The organism is Acinetobacter sp. CAU_H_29a_1, assembly GCF_058599505.1.
This window is the reverse complement of record NZ_CM178655.1, coordinates 2465221-2489433: the sequence shown is the minus strand read 5'-3', so window position 1 is coordinate 2489433 and position 24213 is coordinate 2465221. Positions and strand designations below refer to the sequence as shown.

25 protein-coding genes are annotated in these 24213 nt (G+C 40.6%); 14 read left to right on the top strand and 11 right to left on the bottom strand.

From position 1 onward, the window contains the following. Positions 1–105 precede the first annotated feature (105 nt). Both AC4MDD_RS12400 and yccS read right to left on the bottom strand, forming a co-directional pair. Entirely contained in the window at positions 106–666 is a 561-nt protein-coding gene (locus AC4MDD_RS12400; RefSeq protein WP_491881736.1) for a hypothetical protein, read from the bottom strand. A gap of 85 nt (positions 667–751) precedes the next feature. Beyond that, positions 752–2926, bottom strand: coding sequence for a YccS family putative transporter (yccS, locus tag AC4MDD_RS12395; protein ID WP_491881735.1), 2175 nt, complete (start codon positions 2924–2926; stop codon positions 752–754). A gap of 141 nt (positions 2927–3067) precedes the next feature. On the opposite strand from yccS, the gene AC4MDD_RS12390 reads away from it, so the two are divergent. Further along, positions 3068–4258, top strand: coding sequence for a multidrug effflux MFS transporter (locus AC4MDD_RS12390; protein WP_491881734.1), 1191 nt, complete (start codon positions 3068–3070; stop codon positions 4256–4258). Between the two features lie 84 nt (positions 4259–4342). Here AC4MDD_RS12390 and AC4MDD_RS12385 read toward each other — a convergent pair whose 3' ends face one another. Next, on the bottom strand, positions 4343–4558 hold the full coding sequence (locus tag AC4MDD_RS12385; RefSeq protein WP_491881733.1) for a nitroreductase family protein: 216 nt from the start codon (positions 4556–4558) through the stop codon (positions 4343–4345). 80 nt (positions 4559–4638) lie between these two features. Continuing rightward, entirely contained in the window at positions 4639–4842 is a 204-nt protein-coding gene (locus AC4MDD_RS12380; protein WP_491881732.1) for a hypothetical protein, read from the bottom strand. Between the two features lie 518 nt (positions 4843–5360). On the opposite strand from AC4MDD_RS12380, the gene AC4MDD_RS12375 reads away from it, so the two are divergent. From AC4MDD_RS12375 to AC4MDD_RS12365, 3 genes are all read left to right on the top strand, one after another. Continuing rightward, the gene (locus AC4MDD_RS12375) at positions 5361–6653 is read left to right on the top strand and encodes a DcaP family trimeric outer membrane transporter (RefSeq protein ID WP_491881731.1); all 1293 of its coding nucleotides are present in this window, start codon (positions 5361–5363) and stop codon (positions 6651–6653) included. 505 nt (positions 6654–7158) lie between these two features. Further along, the gene (gene gltS / locus AC4MDD_RS12370) at positions 7159–8400 is read left to right on the top strand and encodes a sodium/glutamate symporter (protein ID WP_004981109.1); all 1242 of its coding nucleotides are present in this window, start codon (positions 7159–7161) and stop codon (positions 8398–8400) included. A gap of 74 nt (positions 8401–8474) precedes the next feature. After that, a complete protein-coding gene (locus tag AC4MDD_RS12365; protein ID WP_078388425.1) occupies positions 8475–9950 on the top strand; it encodes an alanine/glycine:cation symporter family protein in 1476 nt (491 codons plus the stop codon). A gap of 54 nt (positions 9951–10004) precedes the next feature. On the opposite strand, the gene chrA is transcribed toward AC4MDD_RS12365, so the two are convergent. Continuing rightward, complete coding sequence (chrA, locus tag AC4MDD_RS12360; protein ID WP_491881730.1) at positions 10005–11183, bottom strand: chromate efflux transporter; 1179 nt, start codon at positions 11181–11183, stop codon at positions 10005–10007. Positions 11184–11321: 138 nt separating this feature from the next. Here chrA and AC4MDD_RS12355 point away from each other — a divergent pair, with 138 nt between their 5' ends. Both AC4MDD_RS12355 and AC4MDD_RS12350 read left to right on the top strand, forming a co-directional pair. Next, a complete protein-coding gene (locus AC4MDD_RS12355; RefSeq protein WP_078388427.1) occupies positions 11322–12320 on the top strand; it encodes a patatin-like phospholipase family protein in 999 nt (332 codons plus the stop codon). 294 nt (positions 12321–12614) lie between these two features. Next, complete coding sequence (locus AC4MDD_RS12350; RefSeq protein ID WP_004694449.1) at positions 12615–13136, top strand: acyl-CoA thioesterase; 522 nt, start codon at positions 12615–12617, stop codon at positions 13134–13136. 245 nt (positions 13137–13381) lie between these two features. Here AC4MDD_RS12350 and AC4MDD_RS12345 read toward each other — a convergent pair whose 3' ends face one another. After that, positions 13382–13585 (bottom strand): hypothetical protein, encoded by a 204-nt coding sequence (locus tag AC4MDD_RS12345; RefSeq protein ID WP_004694446.1) that lies wholly within the window; start codon positions 13583–13585, stop codon positions 13382–13384. 474 nt (positions 13586–14059) lie between these two features. Here AC4MDD_RS12345 and AC4MDD_RS12340 point away from each other — a divergent pair, with 474 nt between their 5' ends. The 4 genes from AC4MDD_RS12340 to AC4MDD_RS12325 all read left to right on the top strand — a co-directional run bounded on the left by AC4MDD_RS12340 (position 14060) and on the right by AC4MDD_RS12325 (position 18057). Then, positions 14060–15061 carry a CobW family GTP-binding protein gene (locus tag AC4MDD_RS12340; protein ID WP_491881729.1) on the top strand — a complete coding sequence of 334 codons (1002 nt, stop codon included), beginning with the start codon at positions 14060–14062 and terminating at the stop codon, positions 15059–15061. A gap of 71 nt (positions 15062–15132) precedes the next feature. Beyond that, the gene (locus AC4MDD_RS12335; RefSeq protein WP_004694442.1) at positions 15133–15663 is read left to right on the top strand and encodes a YaeQ family protein; all 531 of its coding nucleotides are present in this window, start codon (positions 15133–15135) and stop codon (positions 15661–15663) included. 49 nt (positions 15664–15712) lie between these two features. Further along, positions 15713–16051: an FKBP-type peptidyl-prolyl cis-trans isomerase gene (locus AC4MDD_RS12330; RefSeq protein WP_004981094.1), complete on the top strand. Its 339-nt coding sequence runs from the start codon at positions 15713–15715 to the stop codon at positions 16049–16051. A gap of 158 nt (positions 16052–16209) precedes the next feature. Further along, on the top strand, positions 16210–18057 hold the full coding sequence (locus tag AC4MDD_RS12325; RefSeq protein WP_491882619.1) for a sensor domain-containing diguanylate cyclase: 1848 nt from the start codon (positions 16210–16212) through the stop codon (positions 18055–18057). A 32-nt stretch (positions 18058–18089) separates the two neighbouring features. On the opposite strand, the gene AC4MDD_RS12320 is transcribed toward AC4MDD_RS12325, so the two are convergent. Then, on the bottom strand, positions 18090–18536 hold the full coding sequence (locus AC4MDD_RS12320; RefSeq protein ID WP_078388431.1) for a GNAT family N-acetyltransferase: 447 nt from the start codon (positions 18534–18536) through the stop codon (positions 18090–18092). A 33-nt stretch (positions 18537–18569) separates the two neighbouring features. Next, positions 18570–19271, bottom strand: coding sequence for an IS1-like element ISPa14 family transposase (locus AC4MDD_RS12315; RefSeq protein ID WP_219349264.1), 702 nt, complete (start codon positions 19269–19271; stop codon positions 18570–18572). A gap of 399 nt (positions 19272–19670) precedes the next feature. Between AC4MDD_RS12315 and AC4MDD_RS12310 the strand changes: the two genes are divergently transcribed. After that, positions 19671–20147 (top strand): hypothetical protein, encoded by a 477-nt coding sequence (locus AC4MDD_RS12310; protein ID WP_491881728.1) that lies wholly within the window; start codon positions 19671–19673, stop codon positions 20145–20147. A gap of 8 nt (positions 20148–20155) precedes the next feature. Here the strand turns inward: AC4MDD_RS12310 and AC4MDD_RS12305 are convergent, their stop codons facing one another. Genes AC4MDD_RS12305 through AC4MDD_RS12295 form a run of 3 tightly spaced genes read right to left on the bottom strand, consistent with a single transcriptional unit; the run spans position 20156 to position 22505 of the window. Further along, positions 20156–20740 (bottom strand): TetR/AcrR family transcriptional regulator, encoded by a 585-nt coding sequence (locus AC4MDD_RS12305; protein WP_491881727.1) that lies wholly within the window; start codon positions 20738–20740, stop codon positions 20156–20158. A 6-nt stretch (positions 20741–20746) separates the two neighbouring features. Next, entirely contained in the window at positions 20747–21655 is a 909-nt protein-coding gene (locus AC4MDD_RS12300) for an alpha/beta hydrolase family protein (RefSeq protein ID WP_491882618.1), read from the bottom strand. 52 nt (positions 21656–21707) lie between these two features. Then, positions 21708–22505: a crotonase/enoyl-CoA hydratase family protein gene (locus tag AC4MDD_RS12295; RefSeq protein WP_491881726.1), complete on the bottom strand. Its 798-nt coding sequence runs from the start codon at positions 22503–22505 to the stop codon at positions 21708–21710. Between the two features lie 199 nt (positions 22506–22704). Between AC4MDD_RS12295 and pnuC the strand changes: the two genes are divergently transcribed. The 3 genes from pnuC to AC4MDD_RS12280 all read left to right on the top strand — a co-directional run bounded on the left by pnuC (position 22705) and on the right by AC4MDD_RS12280 (position 24202). After that, positions 22705–23280 carry a nicotinamide riboside transporter PnuC gene (gene pnuC, locus AC4MDD_RS12290; RefSeq protein WP_005399896.1) on the top strand — a complete coding sequence of 192 codons (576 nt, stop codon included), beginning with the start codon at positions 22705–22707 and terminating at the stop codon, positions 23278–23280. An 8-nt stretch (positions 23281–23288) separates the two neighbouring features. Continuing rightward, positions 23289–23558: a hypothetical protein gene (locus tag AC4MDD_RS12285; RefSeq protein ID WP_005399895.1), complete on the top strand. Its 270-nt coding sequence runs from the start codon at positions 23289–23291 to the stop codon at positions 23556–23558. 134 nt (positions 23559–23692) lie between these two features. Next, positions 23693–24202, top strand: coding sequence for a DUF2505 family protein (locus AC4MDD_RS12280; RefSeq protein WP_201703955.1), 510 nt, complete (start codon positions 23693–23695; stop codon positions 24200–24202). Positions 24203–24213: the final 11 nt, after the last annotated feature.

Here is a 24213-nt window from a genome sequence, read left to right as displayed (position 1 = left end):
GATTTAGAAATTAATATTTATTCTCATTATCATTTGTATTCGAGGGTTTGGGATATAAAAAAACCTCCAAAAGTTGGAGGTTTTTTACAGAGGAGAAAGCAGGACTTAAAGTGGCTGTGCTTCACCAACTGTTTCTTTTAAATGTTTACGAATCGTATTAAACGAGAAGTTTTTGCTATCCATGCGTTTTGGCAGAATGTATGCACCTTCTTCGCCTTTTACTTTGAATTTAATCAACAAAAACTCAGGTGTGTTGTACCATTCGTAGATGTCTTTCCAACCAATTGCACCGACACCTTCTTGCATTCCCATTTTCTGGCGCATAATCAGGCCGTGAGGTTGTACACCTAAACGAATGCCTTTAATTTCCTGTACTGGAAATTCATTCATTTTGCGCTTCACATACCATTCTAAACCGAATTTACGGACTAAAAGGTAAACTACGACGCAGGCGATTGCGACCCAACAAAAGATGGTTGAATAATTTTTGAGTAAAATTAGGCCAAGAATCGAAAGGGCTGTAACGACAGCCATGATGATCCAAGCTTTAATGCTAATTTTGTTTGTGCTACGCCAAATTTTTAATTGAGCATCGCGTTGTTCAGCTTCAGTGATTTCATAGGTCACAGGCTGTAAAGTATAAGCGTATAAATTTTTCGCGGTCATAGTGAAAGTAACAGATTTAAAACTGCAAAAAGTTTAGCATCATTTAGAGCATTTCAGTGAGTATATTGTTCCAAAATCACCCAAATTATAATGAAGCCAGTTCTGTGGCCTCATGATCCCGTTCGTGGCTTAAACTTTGCTTCAAACGACTAAACTGATTCAAGATGCTAAACATCAACGAAAGCTGTTGTAAAATGATCAATGCTTTCTGATCTTCCTCATTATTTTGGCTTAAACGCTGACGAATGGTCTGTAGCATATTTTGCGCAGTTAAATCAGGCATTTCATCCCGCAGGAGCGCACCTTGGATATTGTCAAAAGCGCGATCCATCAATTCTAAAATTTCTGGGTCGTCAATTTTTTCACGATGTGCACCCAACGCTGCAATATAGCTAATAAAGGTATGATTGAGGCACAAGAATTCAAACGCCAAGCTCTTTTGCGTTGGGTCAAAGTCGGGCTCGGTGGCTAAAGTTGAAATGAGTGAAGCAACTTCTGCATCAGTATTGTGTGCCGCACGACGAACCACGCGATAATTCAGGCCATTGTTGCGTCCAGACTTATACTGTTCAATCACCTCAGCCAAATAATCACATTGAGCGGAAAGCGAGCGGTAAATTGTGCGGGGGAGGCGACGGAACTTCCAGTCAGGGAAAATGAAACTCACGCCTAACCATGCCAGACCACAGCCAATTAAGGTATCCATCATGCGCGGAAGGGCAGCTTCATATCCCATACCATCTAAGTTGAAATTAATCAGCGCCAAGATAGTGATGAAAGCGGTGGCTTGAGCGTATTGTTTACTGCGCAGCTCAAAGAAAAGTACCCCGCTGATGACCAAGACGAGAAGTTGTCCTTCAATCGAAGGTACAAAGTACAATACGGCATACCCTAAAATGATTCCGACCAAAGTCCCTACGATACGTAAACGTAAACGACGTTTGGTTGCGTTGAAATTGGGCTGACTGACAAATAGTGCTGTAAGTAGAATCCAGTACCCATATTCAATGTTAGTGACTTGAACAAAGATATATCCAACCAATAGCACGATAGACAGACGAATCGCGTGTCTAAATAAAACCGATTCTGGGGTGAGATGTTGTTTAATCCGAACCTTAATGTCATCCCAGCCTTTTAGATCATCATCTTTGAGCTGGCTTTCGATATGTTTGGTTTTATCGAGTTTAATATTGCGTTCAGTTTCTAAGTTACGTAGCTGTGCATCAATCGACTTTAAGTTTTGATACAGTGAAAACAGAGCATTGACCCAAATTTGGTCATATTGTTGTTCGTCTCTGAGCTTTTCTAGTGATAAACGGAGATTTTCAAAAGCATGTTTAAAGCGCTTATTATGGGTATAGGTTTGACGGTTTAAAATGCTGCTGCTTAAGTCCTTACAGGCTTTGGCTTGAATGGATAAAATTCGTTGAAAGCGGAATAAAATATCGCTGTGTTGAAAAATTTTCGCCAGTTTTTGATAGTCAATATGTGCTGAATCTGCACGCTCGTGAATATCTTGCGCCACAAAATAATATTGCAGACTGCGACGGGTATCCCGTTGTCCACGGTCACCTTTTAAACGGGTGAGTAGGGCGGTTTTCATGTCGTTGAAAATTGCAATTAATTTACCATTTTCCAACGACAGTTCAATCATGCTCTGTTGATAGCTGTTTGCTGTCATATCGACATCAAACAGGTTGGATTTTGCAAACAGAAAATCGGCGAGTGAGGAATAACACTTCGATAGATTGTCTTGTACCTGACGAACGGGAAAGAGCAGAAAACTGATGGTTGAAATAACGCTATACCAAATTGCCCCAATCACCAGCAGAGACGGTTGTGTATACCAGTTGTCAAAAAGTCCGACACCGAGCATGGAGTAAACCGAAACCACTAAGCAACCATAGGAAATGGTGGCATAACGACGTCCCAGTGAGCCCAGTAAAATCAGACCAATACACGAAACGATTAGACCCAGTGCGAATAAAATTGGATGCGGAAATAAAAAGTAAATCGACGTTGCGGTAATGAAAAAGCCAATATAGGTAAAAATTAAATTCATGATTCGCACGGAAAAGCGGTCATCAATATCACTTAAACCTGCAGCAACTGCGCCGAGTGTCAGCGGAATAGTTGCCAGTTGAAAACCCATGAGATATGGAACAAAGGCAGTCCCTGCAAAAGTAATGACCATGCGGAGGTTATACATGAAGGTTGTATTATAAGTAGCCTGTTTTAGACTGGTCAGCCATGCTTTCAAAGGGCACCTTTGTTTGTCGCTTAGGGTTGGACAATTTTCAAATATGAGAATATGTGAAATTTCACCTGCTCTGGTATAAATCATACTATGGAGCGTGTAAACTTGTCTGCAAACTCTCCTTCCAAAACATAAATTAATCCTATGTCGACTACACAGGAAAAAGCGGTCTATTCCAACGCTTGGATTCTCTTACTTGCTTCACTGACTGCACTTGGTCCACTGTCTATTGATATGTATTTGCCTGCTTTGCCACAAATGGCAAATGACTTTGGGGTAAGCACACAAATGGTGGCCAACAGCTTACCTGCGTACTTCTTAGGCTTGGCTATTGGACAACTGATTTATGGGCCGGTAAGTGATCGAATTGGGCGGAAAAAACCGCTGTATTTTGGCCTAAGTCTCTACATTATTGCCAGTTTACTATGTGTGTTTGCAAACAGTGAGTGGAGTCTCATTGCCGCTCGGGTTTTGCAAGCCTTAGGCGGTTGTGTGGGCGTGGTGATTGCCCGTGCTGCGATTCGTGATCGTTTAGATATGCAAGCCTCAGCTCAAGCATTTGCCAGTATGATGATTGTGACCACCATCGCGCCGATTATTGCACCGAGTTTAGGCGCGCTGGTACTGAGTTTCAGTAGTTGGCATAGTATTTTTGCCTTTTTGATGGTCGTTGGTTTGGGAAGCCTGTGCTGCGTACACTTTTTCTTTGAAGAAACTTTAGATCCGAAGCGTCGTTTAAAGCTTAACTTTAATCAAGTTTTAAACCTCTACGGGGCGATTCTGCAAGATTCGAGCTTTAGACGACCGATGTTTGTTGGATGTTTTGCTGGGGCTGTACTCTTTTGCTATATCAGTGCTTCTGCTGCCATTCTGATGGATGGTTATGGCTTAAATCAGCAAGTTTTTGCCTATGCCTTTGGTGCCAATGCAGTTGGGATTATGCTGTTCTCGACCTTAAATAAACGTCTGGCACAAAAGTTAAGTGTTTTTCAGCGCTTAAAATTAGGCAGTTTTTTGCAGTTGGCTGGTGTGGGGCTGCTGTTGGTAGCGGGTAGCATGACGCATGCGCCCTTATATATCGTTTGCGCAGGGATGTTTCTCGCTGTCGCAGCAATCGGTTTTACAGGGCCAAATGCCATGGCGATTGCAATGTCTGAGCAGGGTGCACGGGCAGGAACGGCCAGTGCGATTATGGGCAGCATGCAATTTGGTTGTGGTCTACTTTGTGGCGTGATTCTTAATTTTCTACTCTGGCCGCCACTTTTGAATATGGCCATTGTTATGGCTATTTTTGTGGCTTTGGCTTTGTATTATGTGTTTAAGCTTGAGCACTAAAAAGCCTAAAAATTTAAGTCGTGACTATATAAAAAAGAGACTCATTTTAGTCTCTTTTTTATATTTAAATGAATGCTTTAAATCTCACTCATTGTTTAAGAATACTGCAAAATCTTCAACTGGTACGCCATGTGTTATAAAGCGATTGACGATCTGCTCAGGATCCGCATAACCCATCGTCATGCTGCAACCAATTTTCATTCTGTTCAGCACGAGAGCATGAAGATGATTCCATGCGGCTTGTAGGCAAGTGTCTAAGACTCGTACTTTGGCTGCAATCATGACATTTTGCATCATCATTACAAATTCATTTCGCGCCGATGCTCATAGCTTGATTAACTATTAAGAATAGTCCAACAGGTGTATCAAAAAATTAGTCATTACATGATTGCTGCTGTGCGATTTTCGCTTTTCACCTTTTTGAATATTAAGCAAGCCATATAAGCCCCAACCATTTTCGCTGCGGTGCTCAATAAAAGGCGAAATCCATTTTTCTGGATAATATGCAAAACTTTTTTGTTGTTCGATGTTTTTTCAGGATGTTCAGACGGTCTAAATTGAGTATGACAGGTTTGCTCAAACATTTTGTTAGGAGTTTTCCTATGAGCACATCTATTTACCATAACCGTGTATTCGTGCTTGGGGATATTTTATTCATCATGCTCAATAATCGTCTGAATAGTTAGACTTTTTTGGTGCAAAGCTGTGATTTTGACTCATCATTGGGCATAGGTGGTTATCTATTAGACTAAGACTTTAGTTATAAGAAAAAAATATAGATCTCAAATAAAACTCAGTCTATATTTAAGAAAATATGAAGAATTGTTACTTAATTATTGCAAAAGTCTGTCTAAATTGTAATTTGATGATTCAAAGCCAATCGCGAATAACATCAATTATAGTTTGAAATTGTGTGCATTAGACTTTAGTGGCAAGAGTAATAAAAGGTCATATCTTAAAACATCGAAATGTGCGATTTTTCATCTTTATAAGATTACTTTGCATATGAAAAGACCAAAACGGAGTGGTCTTTTGTGCAAAAAATTTTACTGAAATGGAATTTTTGATTCACTATTAACAATGTAATAAAGGAAGTTTGTGTATGCGTTTAGCCCTCAATAAAAAGCCATTTATCGCTCAAAGCCTAGCACTTAGTGTGGCTGCTCTGATGATGACAACAACTCATGCTGCAACCAAAGAACAACAAGAACTCGCTCAGTTACGTGCCGAAGTTGCAGAGCTAAAAGCATTGATGCAACAGCAGCAACAAGTTCAACAACAACAAGCCGTTCAGATTCAACAAGTCAAAGCACAGCCAGCTCCTGTAAAAGCTGAATCTCCACTGTCTTCGTTCAAATCTAAGTCTGGCGCAGACATTAATCTGTATGGTTTTGTTCGTGGCGATGCAAACTACATTATTGAAGGTGCGAATAATGACTTCAATGGTGTTGCTAAAGTAGGTGGAACTGGTACAAATGATCCTGCATCTGTCAAGGATAAATTGCTCGCGACAGCAAAAACTACACGTTTAGGTTTAGATTTCAATACCAATGTGGCTGGTGATAACAAACTGGGTGGTAAAGTAGAAGTTGATTTTGCGGGCTCGACTACAGATAGCAATGGTGCTTTACGTATTCGTCATGCGTATTTAACTTATAACAACTGGTTATTTGGTCAAACCACATCCAACTTCCTTTCTAACCATGCGCCAGAAATGATTGACTTCGGCACCAACGTGGGGGGTGGTACAAACCGTCTTCCACAAGTCCGTTATGGCTTTAATTTAGCGCCTGCAACGAAACTATTTATTTCTGCTGAAGAAGGTGATAGTAGCGGCAAAAACATTAAATACAGCGTACCGAACCTAACAGCGAAATTGACGCAAGGTTTTGCTGATGGCAAAGGCTCTGTATCTGCTCGTGCTTTAGTTGAAAATTATAAATCGGCTGATGACTCTGATACAGCTTGGGGCTTAGCTGCTGGTGTAAACTATCAAGTAATGGACCCACTAAAAATAAGTGCTGATGTGTCTTATGTGGATGGTAACAGTAACTACTTGTATGGCAGCAACTCTGCATATGTGGTTAATACTTCAAATGGCAAGATCGCACAAAATGAAGCGTTTGGTGTACAAGTCGGTGGTACGTATAAATTCAACGAAAAATTACGTTCGACTTTAGCGTATGGTGCTCTATTTGCAGATGACAGCACAGATTATGCAACTTTAAACTCAACAGCAAACGAAGAAGTTTATCAAGCATGGATTAACTTCATCTATTCACCAGTTAAGCCATTGGACTTAGGTGTTGAATATATCAATGGTAAACGTGATACCTTTGCTGGTAATAGCTACAAAGACAACCGTGTTGGCTTAATGGCGAAATACAGCTTCTAATCATGTGATGAAATAGTTGTAGTTTAAAAACAGGAGCTTTAGGCTCCTGTTTTGTTTTAGTCGAGAAATTTATACAGACTAAATACATTTTGAATATAGACTTAAGTATTAAGTCAGAAAAGAATAAGTGAAATAGTTGGAAATTATTGTAAAAAAATAAAGATTATCTATAAAAAATCTGCATAATGTCCGTCTTTCGCCCATATTGTGCATTTATTGCTTGTTTTTAAAGCAATATGGGGCGGTTTTGTGATTTTTTTCAAAAAACCGTATCTGTGTCCAAACATTATTGGGCATTACGTTATTTCAGTTTACTCATCGTGTAGAACTGAACATGTTATGCATCAGATCGCTTAGTTTGTTACCAATTTACCCGTTGCCTGAATTTCCATACGCAAGACTGAGTTTGTCTCAGATTTACGAAATATCTCTTGAAGTATCAATGGATTCGGTGGCTTATTAGCCAGATAACAAAATCTAAGCATCCGCTTTATGGACAATTGTCATGGAATTTACTTTTAACGCTTTTTATACCTTGATTGCTGCTGTCATCGTTTTGTTACTTGGCCGCTTCTTGGTAAATAAAATTGGTTTCTTGAAACGCTACAACATTCCTGAGCCTGTCGCAGGTGGTTTAGTTGCAGCGATTATCTCCTTGGTTGTGCATAGTCTTTGGGGCTATAGCATCACGACCAGTAGCGAATTGCAAACAAGTTTTATGCTGATTTTCTTCGCCTCAATTGGTTTAAGTGCAAACTTTGCCAAATTGCGCGAAGGCGGAATTGGTCTGATTATTTTCTTGATGGCTGTCGCTTCATTTATTGTGGTGCAAAACTTTGTCGGCATTAGCCTTGCAACTTTATTGGGTATTGACCCACTTATTGGTTTGATTGCAGGTTCAATTACCTTAACTGGTGGTCATGGTACTGCGGGTGCTTGGGGTGAAATTTTAGAAGTTAAGCATGGTATCCAAGGTGCATTAGCTTTGGGTATGGCGAGTGCGACATTTGGTTTGATTATTGGTGGTTTGATTGGTGGTCCTTTAGCGAAGTTACTCATTAACCGCTATCAATTGGCGACGCCACGTACCAATGAACAAATTGAAAAGAGTGATAACACACCACTAACTGATATTAATTCAACAGAATATGTACCGTTTGAATATCCACATCGTGTGCGTTTAATCACTGCGGATAATGCGATTACCACATTAGGTTTGTTTGCAGGCTGTTTGGCTTTTGCTGACTTTATGACCGGCCATATGAAAGGCACAATGCTTGAGTTACCGACTTTTGTTTGGGCGCTTGCAGGTGGTGTGATTTTACGTAATGTGTTGGAAGGTATTTTCAAAGTTCAAATCTTTGACCGTGCGATTGATGTATTTGGTAATGCATCATTGTCGTTGTACCTTGCGATGGCTTTGCTTTCATTGAAATTATGGCAATTGGCTGACCTTGCTGGTCCGCTTGTGGTGATTTTAGGTGCACAAACGATTACGATGGGCTTATATGCTGCATTTGTGACATTCCGTGTGATGGGTAAAAACTACGATGCTGCGGTGTTATCTGCGGGTCACTGTGGATTTGGTATGGGTGCAACCCCGACTGCGGTTGCAAACATGCAGGCGATTACCAACATGTATGGTCCTTCGCACAAGGCATTCTTGATTGTGCCTTTATGTGGCGCATTCTTTGTAGACTTGATTAACGTGGCTGTCATTCAGTCTATTTTGCAATATTTTAACTAATTGGAAATGCAATTTGCCCTAGGAAACTAGGGCTTTTTTGCTTTCAGGTCTCTCACAATAATTAGGATATCGAGATGAATGATCAATTAAATGAAACATTACTCGGGTGGGTGAATACACTGAATGGACCTCTGTGGGACTTTTTGGTGATTTTCCTTGTTGCGGTCGGTTTGTTTTACACCCTAATTACGGGTGCAGTACAGGTTCGCTTATTTTTGCACAGCATCAAGGTCATGAAATCAAGCCGTAAGGAATGTGATGATGATCATGGCATTACACCTTTTCAGGCTTTTGTCACTGGGCTTGCTAGTCGTGTGGGTGTGGGTAATGTTGCGGGCGTTGCGATCGCAATTGCGATTGGTGGACCGGGTGCAGTATTTTGGATGTGGGTCACTGCATTTTTAGGCATGAGTTCGGCTTTTGTTGAGTCATCACTCGCACAGTTATTTAAGGTGCGCGACCAAGAAAATAAACAGTTCCGTGGTGGACCTGCCTACTATATTACCCAAGGCCTGAAACAAAAATGGTTGGGTGTAGTCTTTGCTGTTGCGCTTATTTCAACCTATGGTTTTGTGTTTAACGCAGTACAAGCCAATGCAATTACAGGTGCGACAGCACATGCATGGGGATGGGATAAAGCCAATCTAGCATTTGAACTCGGTGGCATTCATATTGTGGTGTCTTGGGTTGGATTAGGTTTAGTCTTGTTGACTGCGATGATTATTTTTGGTGGGATCAAACGTATTGCCAAAGTGGCAGAAAGTTTTGTGCCATTGATGGCTTTGTTGTATTTGGCAGTTGCTTTATATATTGCCGTAATTAATTACGCTATTTTACCTGATATCTTCCAGCTCATTTTCTCTAAAGCTTTTGAGTTTGAAGCTGCTGCTGGTGGTTTCTTCGGTGCGATGGTTTCTATGGCAATGATGATGGGGATTAAACGTGGTTTATTCTCTAATGAAGCCGGTATGGGTTCAGCACCGAATGCGGCAGCTGCATCGGATGTAAAGCACCCTGTAAACCAAGGTTTGGTACAAATGCTCGGTGTATTTGTGGATACCTTCGTGGTGTGTTCATGTACAGCGATTATTATTTTGGCCTCAGGACTTTATCATGATGCGGGCTTTGAAGGCGTAGCGCTCACCCAAATGGCTTTAGAGAGCCAAATTGGTTCTTGGGGTGATGACTTCCTTGCGACGATTTTGTTCATGTTTGCCTTTTCATCGGTCATTGGTAACTATGCCTATGCAGAAGGTAATGTGCAATTTATCAATAACAATGCCAAGGTGATGTTCGTCTTCCGTATTTTTGTTTTGATTATGGTGTATCTCGGTTCAGTGATGAGTGTGCCTCTCATTTGGAACACTGCGGATTTGTTCATGGGTATCATGGCCACCATTAACTTGTTTGCCATTTTGTTATTAACACCATTCTTATTGATGCTGTTAAAAGACTATTTAGCACAGCTGAAACAAGGTGTGAAAGAGCCAGTGTTTAAATTGGATAACCATCCTAAATTTAAAGACAAAGTGAAATCAGATATTTGGTAATCTTTTAGCACATTAAAAAAGCCTCTACATTGATAGGGGCTTTTTTATGGCTATTTAACCGCTAAAGTAAAAGAACAGCTGATAGAGTGCAAAACTTAAAATCAGGCTTAGCCAAATAGGGAGTTTGGTTCGAAGCATTAAAATAACAGCGACCACAAAAACTAAGTCAGTCCAATGCTTGAAATAACTTTGTCCCATTTGTATCACTAAACACAGCAGTAAACTTACCACTGCAGCATTAATCCCAATCACGGCTTTTCGGATCGCAGCTTGCTGCATAAGCCAAGACCAATAAGGCAAGCTTGCAAAGATTAAAAAGAATGAGGGCAGAAAGATTGCTAAGGTGGCTAGAATCGCATTCAGCCAAACAAAGGGCGTTAAAGGTAATAAAGCACCTAAGTAACTGGCGAAACTAAATAAGGGGCCAGGCATGAGTTGAGCCAGCGCATAACCTAAGTCAAATTGTTCTGCAGATAAAATATGGCTGGCGACGAAGTCCTGATGTAAAAGTGGCAAAATAATATGCCCGCCACCAAAAACCAAAGATGCGGCTTGGTAAAAACTAAACAGGCTCTGTGAGAAGAGTGAAGGCCACACCATAAAAACTACAAAAGGCAAAACAAAGGCAATCAGCCAAAAATAAGTCCGCTTTGCATGGACTTTTGCTTTTAAGCTGCTGTCTTGAAGCTTTGATGTCGAATCTGATGCAAAATAAATCCCGACCAGAGCTGCAACCAAGATGACGATGACTTGGCTAAATGACCATGGGGCAAAGTAAAGAAACAAGGTGCTAAGTAACATCAGCACATATTGCCAAATAGTTTTGCAGAAACTTCTCAACATTTGCCAAAACGCCCAGACCACCACAGCAAAAACGATCAACTGAATGCTATGCAATGTCGTTGTACTGAGTTGATTGAAATACTGCTGACCCAGTACCGCGAAACATGCCATGAGGAGCATAGACGGCAAAGTAAAACCGAGCCAAGCCGCGCACGCACCGCGGTAGCCTTGGAGTTGATAACCAATGGCAATACCCACTTGGCTGCTGGTCGGTCCTGGGAGCAATTGTGCGAGAGCAACCAACTGGGCATATTCAGCATCACTCAACCACCGAAGTTGTTGTACAAAATGTCGGTGAAAAAACACCAAATGAGCAGCAGGGCCACCAAAAGACAAGCAGCCCAATTTTAAAAAATGCAGAAAGATGCGAATGAGCTGCTGAGTGTGCATGTTGAATTATGCTGAAAAATTGAAACAGATTATAATAGGGGAATATGACGCTTTTACGAAAAAAAACAGTACTTGGACTGCTGATTTTCATACACTATGCTGCTGGAAAATTTCGCGCTATCTCAACTTCGGTGAATCATGTTGAACATTAAACTTAGCCTTATGTCGTTTACATTGCTCGCTTTAGCTGGCTGTCAAAGCATGCCCAAAGTTGCGCAAGAAACGCCAAGTCAGGCTTTTTCAGCCGAAACTGAGTCAGGGGAAGCCCAAGAGCGACTCAACCAGATCAATTTTAAACAGCTCAAAAAAGAACAGAACCGTCCAATTATTGCCTTGGTGTTGGGGAGTGGTGGTGCACGTGGTTATGCACATATTGGCGCAATTCAAGTTTTAGAGCAGTCGGGGATTCGTCCCGACTTTATCGTGGGAACCAGTGCTGGTAGTATCGTCGGCTCACTGTATGCCAGTGGTAAAAATGCCAATCAAATTCGTGATATTGCGCTGAATATGAAAGCCAATGACGTGCGCGATATTCGTTTGGACATGAAAGGTTTCTTTGATGGTCAAAAAGTTGAAGACTATGTCAATGAACAAGTGAACGACATTCCACTTCAACGCTTACCTATCCCAATGTATGTGGTGGCGACGCAGTTAAAAGAAGGTAAAAAAGTCGTCTTTAACTATGGCAATACTGGGCAAGCGGTTCGGGCATCGGTATCGATCCCGAGTATGTTTATTCCAACCAAGATTGGTGCTGATGAATATGTAGATGGTGGTTTAGTCAGCCCTGTACCTGTTGATGTGGCACGCAAGTTAGGGGCGGATATTATTATCGCGGTCGATATTCTGGCGCAGCCAATGTATACCGAAACCTCAAATGTTTGGGGGCTGTTTAACCAAAATATCAATATTATGCAAAAGAACCTTGCACAAATTGAGCTGAAAAATGCCGATATTGTGATTCAGCCAGACTTACGTGAAAAGGTGCATATCTTTGATGTCAGCGGACGTGAGTTGACCATGCAAGCTGGGGTCGATGCAACCGTTGCACAGTTAGGACAGATTCAAAAAGTTTTTGCGCAGAAAAATTATAAGCAAAAATTGAATATTCAAAGTATTCAAGTAAGAACGCATTGATCTGGCGCGATGTAGAAATAAACCCTGAATGGGCTTTTCTATAACTCGAAATACAGTGGATCAGGCTCAAAGCCATTTATGTGCTAAGAAAATATCACAGCAACAATGTTTTTGAATAAATTAAAATTTAAAGAAGGCCTATAGATTCAAAAACTTAGTCTTCTTTATATATATTTTTTTGAATGATACTTAAATCACTATAAATAATAATGATGGTTTTGTTACCAAATTTAGCGTTCAAAACCGATATAATAAATGTCACATATCCTATTATCTTACCAATTAGAGAACGCGATGTCCCCATTAGATCAAATTGCTGCGGCTGCGGATGACCAGTCTGAACTCACTATGTCGGTCTTAATGACACCTGATATGGCGAATTTTTCAGGAAATGTGCATGGTGGCACCATTTTGAAACTGTTAGACCAAGTGGCATATGCGTGTGCGAGTCGTTTTTCAGGAAGTTATGTGGTGACCTTATCGGTTGATAAAGTTAATTTTAAAGAGCCGATTCATGTGGGCGAGTTAGTGACTTTCTTGGCAAGCGTGAACCATGTCGGTCGTACTTCAATGGAAATTGGTATTCGTGTTGAAGCACAAAATATTCAAAAGCGTACAGTACGCCATACCAATAGCTGTTACTTCACCATGGTTGCGGTAGATGAAAATGGTAAGCCAAAACAAATTCCTGCATTGAATTTGGACAATGACTGGAAGCGTTGCCGTTTTGAAGCGGCAGAACAACGTAAGGTCGCGCGCTTACAAGAGAACCATCATCCTTCGTGCAGTATTTATAAAAAAGCATCGCATAGTTAAGTTTTAAAAAAAGATCTCCTACACAGGGGATCTTTTTTAATGTCTGACGTTTATGTTTTGAATAGAAGCTTATATGGGAAAACTATGCAAATTTGGCTTTCTGCACCTGTTGATCTTGAACTGCTATAGTCCATGCGCATAAATATAAAGAAACCAAGATAGGATATATCTTGGTTTCAAGTGACGCTAAAAAGTTGTTGCGATCCAGCAGGAGAGTAAAGCCACTGGATCTCTCAACATTTGAATTATTTAGCGGCTTTTTCTTGATTCGGTTGTTCTGCAGATGCTTCCGAAGCTGGTGCATTTGCACTTAAGTCTGTAGTTTCAGCTGTTTCTTGGGTTGATACCACAACTTTGTCTTCTTGAGCTGGCGCTTGTTGAGGTGCAGCAAAAGTTGCAAAGCTCGCAGCTGTTAAAGATGTTGCAATAATTAAGTGAGAAAGTTTCATGGTTTTGGCATCCTTATATTTTATAGATAAAATAGTTCAGACTGATCATCACATCAATTTGAACTGAGCTTCATGCTATCGCCTGAATATCTGCGGTTCAATCGAAGCAACAATGTGAAAAGTGCACATTACCTAAAACTACAGATGATGAAAAAATAGTGAGATTTAAGTAACAAGTAGAAGTTTTTTGTGAATAGATTGAGAGTGAGTGAAGAATTAATGATCAATATGGATGTTTGAAAACTCACATAAACTGTACAAAGCATGCGAATTAAGTGCGAAACCCTAATTTCAGTACTGAGTAAAATGTAAGGAAGTTTGTCCAATAGGGGTATAAATGAATGAAATGTCAGCCAACTGAATGCTGAGTGTTCGATGCCATGGATTTGAGATGAGAAAATTGGTGATTTAAATTAAGATGATGGCTTATTTTATTGTGCTGTTTTTATCATTTTCCATGCTAGGTATAAAATTTTGAAACTGATGTCGATGCCGCAGGCGGTTCCTACGCATATTATTTCGGGCTTTCTGGGTGCAGGTAAAACCACTTTACTCATGCATTTGTTAAGTCAGAAACCTGAACATGAAGTTTGGGCGGTACTGATGAATGAGTTTGGGAAAATTGGCGTAGATCAACAGCTCATGCCACAAACGGAAGGCTATGCGGTAAAAGAATTACTCGGTGGTTGTTTATGTTGTAGCAGCCAACTACCGATGCAAATAGCATTGTCTCGTTTGCTCTCAGAACAAAAGCCTGATCGGTTGTTTATTGAACCCACAGGCTTGGGACATCCAGCACAGTTACTGGAGCAACTGACCGAGCCACATTGGCACTCGACCCTGCACATGCGTGCACCGATCACGGTGCTGGATGGTTCGCGTTTACATGATCATGCTTGGACGGCACAAAATCTTTATCAGGATCAATTAAAAGCGGCGCAGATTGTGGTGGTTTCGCATCAAGCTCATATGCAAAAAGCAGATCAAGATGCTCTTGAAAAACTGCAAACCGAATATCAGCCTTATGCTCAGCAGTGGCTGATGGCAGAGCAGGGCAAGATTGAGCTTGCGCAAATCGATTTTGAGTACATCGGAACAAAACGACTAAAGCAGCCTTTACTGAACATTCAGCAACAGTTGAAAGCGACTCAACAAGATTTTCCTGAGATTAAACAGTTGCCGTATCACTATGTAGAAACGGCGCAAGGTTATAGTGTTGCAGGTTGGAAAATGCCGAAGCGTTGGGTTTTTGACTTTTACGATTTATTAGATTTACTTTGTGAACAGCAAGATTGGCGACGGATTAAAGGAATTTTCCATACCAATCAGGGGTGGAAGGCATTTAATTTCAATCCTGAACAATTTAACTATCAAGATGTTGAAGAAGGGATTGATAACCGAGTTGAATTGATTGTTCAAAATGAAAGAGATTGGATAAGGTTTGAAAGTGCACTTTTTGCATGCCGCATTGAGTAATGACTTAAATTGTTTTAAGCAAAAAAAGCCGAAATCTTATATGCTAGTCGGCAAATTTGAGGATGGTATGTATGGCGCTTAAAGCTACAATTTATAAGGCAGATTTGAATATTGCCAATATGGATGTCCACCAATATGGGGACTATCAACTGACTTTGGCATTGCATCCTTCAGAAACCATTGAGCGTTTGATGGTGCGTTTGTTAGCGTTTGCACGTTTTGCGGATGAAGCTTTAGAGTTTACCAAAGACTTATTTGAAACCAATGAGCCTGCGCTGTGGGAAAAGGACCTCACGGGTCAGTTGGTGAAATGGATTGAAGTGGGCAGCCCAGACGAAGATAAAGTGAAAAAAGCCAGTGCACGTTGTAAGCAAGTGGCGATTGTCACTTATGGCACAGCGGTCGATGAATGGTATAAGCGCAACAGTAAGTTGAAGACATTGAACAATGTTGAAATTTGGCAGTTGTCGACTGCAAGTACTGAAGCAGTTCAGGCCCTGTGTGAGCGTACCATGCAACTTCAGTTGAATGTGATGGATGGTGAGTGGACCTTAATTGGTGACCATGCACAAGCCATTATTGAATGGACGAAATTGCAATAAGCATGCAGTTTAACTAGATTTATTGATTGAACAGGTTGGGAGCGAAAACATGAGCGCAGAATTAGAAATTATTGATTTGGTTGTCGGTGAAGGTAAAGAAGCGGTTAAAGGTGCTTTAATCACCACGCATTATACGGGTTGGTTAGAAGATGGAACCAAATTTGACTCATCTTTAGACCGCGGGAACTACTTTGAAACTGTGATTGGGACAGGCCGTGTCATTAAAGGTTGGGACCAAGGGATTATGGGCATGAAAGTGGGTGGTAAACGTAAACTCATCGTGCCATCACATTTGGCTTATGGTGAGCGTAAAATGGGTAATATTATTCCTGCCAATTCAAATTTGATTTTTGAAATTGAGTTGTATGATGTAAAAACACGTGATTAATCAAAAATATTGATAAATAAAAGAGTCAATTACAAGGATGTATTTGATTCATTTGTAAAAACACTTGGTTTTTAAGAAAAACATTTGTAGATTAATTATTAGGCAGAGCGTATTTAAGGGAAGAGTCGCTTTTGTATAGCTCATTGAGCAAACGTTCTTTGTTTGGGTTTGTTTTAAGCTGTTTGCTGGTTTTAAGTTTGATACCTTCGACGTGGGCACAATATGAAGCTGAGCCCACGCAGTATTATTTGCATCAAAAAAATGTCAATGACATTCAATTCACCGAACAAACCACCAGTTATTTAAAAGGTACATGGTCTTATTATGACCAAGAGCTGATTACTCGGCCCAATCCCAAATTAGTTTCAAAAGCAACGGAGTTGCCAATTTCGTTTAAGGAACTTACTGGCAGTAATATTGGTTACGGCACCTTTATTGCACATTTTAAAATTCCAGAGGAATTCATTGGCCGAAGATTAGCCATTCATATCCCCAATCAAAATTGTGCTTATCGGGTTTATCTCAATGGAGACTTTTTAGTCCGTTTGGGGGATGTCGCGGATAATGCGGGAGCACAGCAAACAGAAAATGCACCGCGGATTGCTTATTTTGTCCCTGACAGCCCCTATTTTACTTTAAGTATACAAGCCTCAAACTTTAACAATTTACGCGGCGGCCTTGAAAGCCCCATGCATATTGGCATTGCTAAAACGATTAATCGACATTATCAGCAACTGATGATGAGTATCGCCATGATCTGTGGCGTGGTGTTTGGTGTAGGAATGTTCACCACCATGTTCTCGATGTTCCGTGGTTCAGATGAACGGAATAGTAAAAGTATTTTTGTTTTTGGTATTTTTATTTTATTTCTTGCCTTACATAATCTTTTTACTGCGCCATATGCTTATACGACCTTCCTAGATATCAACTGGTTGTGGGGCATACGTTTAGAATATTTATTTATCTATTTAGCGGTCATATTTTTTTTGAGCTATATGTATTTGCTCAATCAGTACTATTTACAGCGTTGGATTTATACCGTTTCCATTTTGGTTTTGACCTTGAATATCGTCATTACCTTGTTATCCGAGCAAGTTGTTTTTGAGCAGCTGGCTTTTTATAGCGCATTTTTCAGTATTGTTATTTTGCTTAATTTTGCCTATGGTTTTTACCTTACTTTAAAGACCAAACAAAAATATTCGAAAATCAATTTATACGCCGTGGTATTGCTGTGTATATCGGTCATTCATGACTTTTTACTAACGCTACATGTGATTGATTCTATTCATCTATCTTTTATCTCTACCAGTCTGTATGCACTTTTGGTGATGTTCCGACAATCACGTAACTATGCTTATCAGACTTACCATACCGAACGTTTAAATAATAATTTAATTGAATTGAATGATTCTTTAGAGCAAAAAGTGCAACAGCGCACCTCTCAATTACATGACTTAAATGAAAAACTCGAATATCAAATTCAAATTGATGCCTTAACAGGCACCTATAATCGGCGTGCATTGAATCAGGAAATTCAGCAGCGCTTTATTGAAACACAACAAAATAGTCATGCAACTTTGGTTTTTGCCATGATGGATGTCGATTATTTCAAAAATTATAATGATTTCTATGGGCACCTAAAGGGCGATGAAGTTCTGCAAAATCTGGTCAAAGTGATTGGTGCAGTACTGCCACATAATGCCTACTTAGCACGCTATGGTGGGGAAGAGTTTGCCATTGTTTTATATAATGTCCCAATTGCGATTATTAGTCAGATTATGCAAACCGTTTTAGATGCAGTGCGTAGTTCGCGCTTTGAGCATCATAACCGCCTAGATGGCAAAGATTATGTAACTTTGAGTATGGGGGTGTCGTGGATGGATCATGAAACGATTTATGCCAATATTCATGACCTTATGAAAGCGGCCGATTTAAAGCTTTATCAAGCCAAAGAAGCGGGCCGTGATCAGATGAAAATGCCCAATGAATCCTATGAAAATGAGTGAATTTAGTTGAGTCATACTTCTGTTAATAAACCTTAGGATAAGAGTTTAACCATGGTCACCATTTTGGGATTTGGAATGTCTTGGACATGGATTTGAAAGCCATGTTTTTGATAAAAAGAGCATGCTGTTTGGGTGCTTTCTAAACTAATTTGGTGAATTTTTTTACGTTTAAGATGTTCAATAACGGTTTCTAATAAGGCTTTCCCAATACCGCGCTGTTGTTCAGCGGATGAAATATAATTGAGTAAAATACGACCTTGATCACTGACCATAATAAAACCCACTACGTGCTGATTGAGTACATAAACCCAGCTGTCGTTATAGTGCATCCACATAATCAGGTTGGATTGGGTTTTATTTTCTAGCCAAATTTGAATCGTACTTTCATGGCGATGATGGTCTTTGATACATGATCGAATACTGTCGTGCACGACATTTAAAATTTCAGGAATGTCCTGAAGTTGGGCTGCCCGTATCATCTTTTCGGTGGTGTTTCAAAAAGTATGCTGACATTAAATGAAACCATTATTGATGTAAAAAAAGGTTAAGTCGAAGGCTTTAAAATGGTTTTCAATCTTTTTGGAGAAATTACAACTCTTTCTAAAACCGCGCCTAATTCTATGCCTTATTTTACAATTATTACCTTCAATACCTACGGTAAAAAACTTACCAATACTTTGCTTGCAGTTTTTAAAAGCAGTGATGAAACTGTCCCAATGATCACTTGCAATTCGGGTGTAATGAATACCTAATTGTTTAAGCTTTGTCTTCAACCGTTGGACTGTAGCTAAATCTCTCTTACCCCAAACATAAGCAACAATCTCACCTGTTTCTCGATGGTAGGCGTAAATAAGCCATTGTTTATTATTTTTATTTCCAACAAAAGTCCAGAATTCATCTACTTCGAGAGATTCATAATGACTTTGTTTAGGCTGAATTTGATAGGTCGATTCAGTTAAAGTCCGTAAAACTTTACCGATACTAATGCGCTCAACTTCAGCGATATCTCGTATACCGCTGCCTCTGACCATCAACTGTAATATTTTACGAGTAATGCCAGAATTACATCCTAGATAGCTCAGAGCATGGTCACCAATAAACTGACGTTTGCAGTCTTTGCATTGATAGTTTTGTTTCCCATCTACTTTGATGCCATTTTTCTTTATACTGTCACTGAGGCAGGTTGGACATTTGATTTCTAGAGTTATTTGCATTTCTCTATTTTATCAAAATTCAACCTGCTTTTTTTCAGCATACTTTTTGAAACACCACCCATCTTTTCTTCTTAGAGCTATAGAAACAGCTATTTCATGCTAGCGACTGTATTTATTAAATTGAATTACTGTTAGTACGGATGTAACTTTGTTGTTCAATCGCACTAAGTTAATTATTTTTTATAGTGATTTTGTGAGTGAAAAATCACATATCGTGATGCCTTTCACGTTTGTGCGAATATGTGTTGAAGCACCTGAATTGGTCTGAGAATCAATACCCAATTACAAGTCATCGAATTGAGCATTTGAGTTCATACGTAGTCTGTTTTAATTAATTTGGTGTTTATTTGAGCGATAATGCTGTATTTTAAAAGGGAATATTGGTTACGAGAGCAGGGCATGGCGACATTTTTACTGATGATTTGCATACTCATTGCTTTGGTTGCGGCATCTATTATTGTAATCAAAATTCAAAAAAAGCACCGCTTTCTGAAGCGACAAAAAAAAGTGGTTGAATCGGAAGCAGTATCTCCGCAAATGGCAACGCATACCAATAGAGCACCTCAGGTTGAGCGTGTTATTGAAGTTGATGCTTATGAACAAGAGCTGTTCGATGACGTGGCGACTCTATTTTTAGATCAAGCGATATTGCTCACGGTCGAAGAAGATGCAACGTTAATGCAAAGCACATTATTGGTCAAAATGCGTGCGAAAACCCAGACGCAAATTCGCAAAATGGATTTAAATGAATGGTCTATTTTTTGGAGCTTTTATGATCAGTCGCTTGAATATTATGTAAGTCGTTATGGCATGTTTTATACGCATATTGACCGCAGTGGATGCGAGCATAAAAAAAGCTATCGTACTCGGGATTGATCTCTTGCTTAAGCCTCCACAGCGTCCATCACAGCTATGGATAACTGCTTAAGAATTCTTTCTGCAACATGAGTTAGATAGAAGTCATCCTGTTTTAAGCGTGTCATTAAGATTGCCCCCTCATAATCGGCAACACTGATTTTGGCCAGTACCTCAGCTTGAGCAATAGGCATGACTTGCTGAAAGTAGTGTAACAACGCCAATTCCCAATCTTGAAAAATCGACTGAATTTTGAGATGAATTTGTTCGGATAAATGCGGGATTTCCAAAGACAGCATTCCGACTAAGCAACCTTGAACACCCGCACTAAAAAAGCTGACAGCTTGTTGGTGCAAGTGTTCAAAGCGAACGTAATGCTCCAAGTGCGTATTACGCAAGATGCTGAACAGTTTATGGTTTAAGTATTGCTGGCTAACTTGCAAAATATCTAAAACCAAAGCTTCTTTATTGGGATAGTAATAATAAAATGCCGCTTTACTGAGCCCACAAGACTTTGCCAGTAAATCCATACTGGTGCCTGCATAACCATGGGTTTTAAAGGTTTGCATGCAGTGCAACTGGATTTGTTCTTTACTCAGTTTTTGTGGGCGCATAGAGCTTTAACGTTCCGTCGTGGTTGGTGATGATAAATAGCCATCAAAAGTGTTCAGCATATCGTTCCAGATGGCTTCAGCCCCTTGGCGGAAATATCCCATGTGTCCAATTTCTTTCAAGCCATAGTCACTGGCTTCAACGTTGAGATAATGCATGTTCGCATGCCGATAATGCTGCATAAATGCATGTCTTGAGTTGGGTAAAGCCCAGTCATCATCCAGTGCTGAAACAGCATAGATTGGGGTTTTGACCTGTGTATACTGTTCCTGCAAGTGTTGTTGCTCGGGATCTGCAAAAAAGTAGGTTGGATTTTTACACCATTTTCGCCACTGTGTGTAGACATCGACAGGTAAATCGGAGCCCATTTTTAGCAGGCTCCAAGGCAGGTAACCCTTTAGGGCGACCATCGGCGGGAAAATAAGATTCCACATCACATGCACTTTCATTTTCTCCCGAAACGGCATATAGCCATGCCAACCTGCACCTGTGCCGAAGCAATACATCGCAGTGACTTGGTCATGGTTGTGGGTTAAACCGAGCGCTTGGCCTCCATAAGAGTGTCCAACCACAAAAATAGGTTTGTCATCTTTGCGGATAGAGTCAATGGCAGCCGACAAGTCTAGCTGCCCCCAGTCCAAATAGGACATGCTAAAACCTTTGAGTTGCTTCGGTGCAGAAAGCCCCACACCACGATAATCAAAAGTTAGGACTTGATAACCTAGCGCTACTGCATACTCGGCAAAGCGGCGATAGAACTGCTGTGGTACACCTGTTGCACTGGCAACAATGATGTTGGCTTTGATCGGTTCAGATGAGTAATAACGTGTGCCAACGAGTACATAACCATCGGTTGCTGAAAATTTTACTGTTTGTTTCTCTATTTGAGTCGAATCTAAATGGGCTGTGGCTTGCATCATCATTTCTTCTTTTTTGTTAAATACTAAAGTGGGTTCCAGACTTTAAAGTTTATTGCCCTTTAAACTGAGCAGGGCGGCGTTGCAGCATTGCCATGACACCTTCTTGGGCATCTTGGGTTTTGAGTAGCGGGCTGAGGTGCTCTTGTAAATGTGCAAAGGCATAGTCTGCGCCATGTTGTACTGCTTGTTGTGCAGAAGCCAGCGTGGCTTGAACGGCGAGTGGAGCAGCATGTGCAATCGATTCTGCAAGGGCCAATGCTCGTTCTAATGCAGCGTTTGGCGTGGATGCTTCTACGACCTCGGTAATTAAATTGAGATCGAAAGCTACTTGAGCATTGAAGCTGTCACCTGTGAGTAGATAGCGCATGGCTTTGTTCCAACCCGCCGCTTGTACAAAGCGAACCGTTGCACCGCCAAAGGGTAAAATGCCGCGCTGTACTTCCATTTGGGCAAATTGTGTATTGGCATCGGCAATCACCACATCTGCATTGAGCATCAGTTCAATTCCCGCGGTAAAGCAAAAGCCTTGGACTGCCACAACCACGGGTTTGGTGCGAGGTCTGCAACTGGTGCCCCAAGGGTTAATTTGTGACGTGGGAAAGTCGAAAACGCCTGCATTGAGCTTGGGTTGCAATTCAACCAAATCAAGCCCAGCTGTAAAGTGTTCCCCGTGTGCAAAAATCACGGCACAGCGCAGTGAAGGCTCATCCTCATATTCGGTGAGGGCCAGTGATAAGTCATGAATCATATGACTATCGAAAGCATTGCGCTTGGCTGCGCGATCTAAACCAATTAAAAATAATGAACCGCGAACTTCGCGACTGACACGACCTTGTTGTTCTGACATTTTGATTATTCCTGTATCGTTTTATAAGTTTTTAAACGATTGTTAGAAAACTGTCAAAACTTATGCGTATTCATTCTGTGACTCGACAGTTTGATCCGATTCCCCGAAAAAAGAGCGACGTTTAGATTGAGTGGAATTGTCTTGCCTTTATTGAGTTTTTTTTCATAATAGCAGCACTTCTTTGAATACCAGTTGAACCATGTCTAGCCTTGAAATATTTGCAGTCATCATTAGCTTAATCGGGGTGACGTTGACCATTAAGCGCAATATGTGGTGTTGGTGGTTTAACTTCGCTGCTTTCTTGTTATATGCCTATTTGTTTTATACCTATAAGTTGTATGGCGAAACCATTTTGCAGTTTTTCTTTGTAGTGGTGAACTTTTACGGTTTTTATCACTGGCTCAAAGGTAAACAACAAGATCATGAGATTCGGATTGAACCGATTACAGCTCGGCAAGTGATTTTGCAAATGCTACTTGCCGCTGCGGCTGGTGCAGTATTTGGTTTGAGCTTAAAGTATTTGACCGATGCTGCTGTACCGCTATTGGATGCGCAGCTCGCAGCGTTTAGTCTGTTGGCGACTTATTGGACCAGTCGTAAACATATTGCGACATGGGTGCTGTGGGTATTTGTCGATATTGTTTATGTCGGTATGTTTATCTATAAAGATTTGTTCCTAACCGCGGCTTTATATGCAGGCTTTGTTGGCTTGGCGGCTTTTGGATGGTGGCAATGGACACAGGTACGCCATAAACAACAGCTGAAAAGTGTTTAGGCTAGGCAGTGTTGATTGACTTTAAACAAATACAATTGGCTCAATTTGAGTCGGTCATTGAACGGTTAAAGGGAAGTCCACAGCAATATTTGGACTTTGCTTCGGTTGCGGATTTTTATCAGGCCACTTGGCTGGATGACTTACCCAGTAGTGCAAGTTGGGCGGTCACAGGACTGGATGATGGGGCCGAGCATTTTGATATTCGCTTGGCCTGTTTTGAGCGCGTGGTTTTTATTCATATTGCAGATGATATTGTCATACAGAATGGCACACATTGAAATCTAGATCACGGTATAGTCGGTGCTGGAGCATCGTCTATATTTGACCTTTTTACAGGGTGACGAGATCCAGTTTTTCAGTCCTGATCAGGGCATGGATGTTTACAAAAACAAAAAATAAAGGATTTAATGTTATGGCACATCAGTTTGTAGTCAATGCCACCATCAACGGTGTTTCGTTGGATGACTTCCGTCGACTCGCAGCCAATATCAGCTTACATGAAAATGTTTGTCGTCGTATTCCTGGGGAGAAGTTGGAAATTTTGGAGTCGAATAAAGTTGGCGATATTTATACCCTTAAGCGCGCGTATAATTTGGATGTCAATATTCCCGATATTGCGAAGAAATTTCTAAAAGATGCATTTCGTTTACAACGTACCGACGTCAGCAATTTAGTTGTATTGAGCTCGGAAGTTCGTTTAGATCCTAACCTACCTTTAGAAGCTGTGTGCCAACGTAGTGTATCGGGTAATGATAAGCAGATTCACTTTCAACTGGAATGGACGGTAAAAGTGAAAGTGCCATTAATTGGCGGTATGTTAGAAAAACATGCTGAAGGCGAAATTCGTAAGTTTAGCCAAATCGAGCTTGATATTGTGGAAGATGAACTGCGCCAAAATCTGCATGCAGAAACTTTAAGCTAAAGGCTTTGACC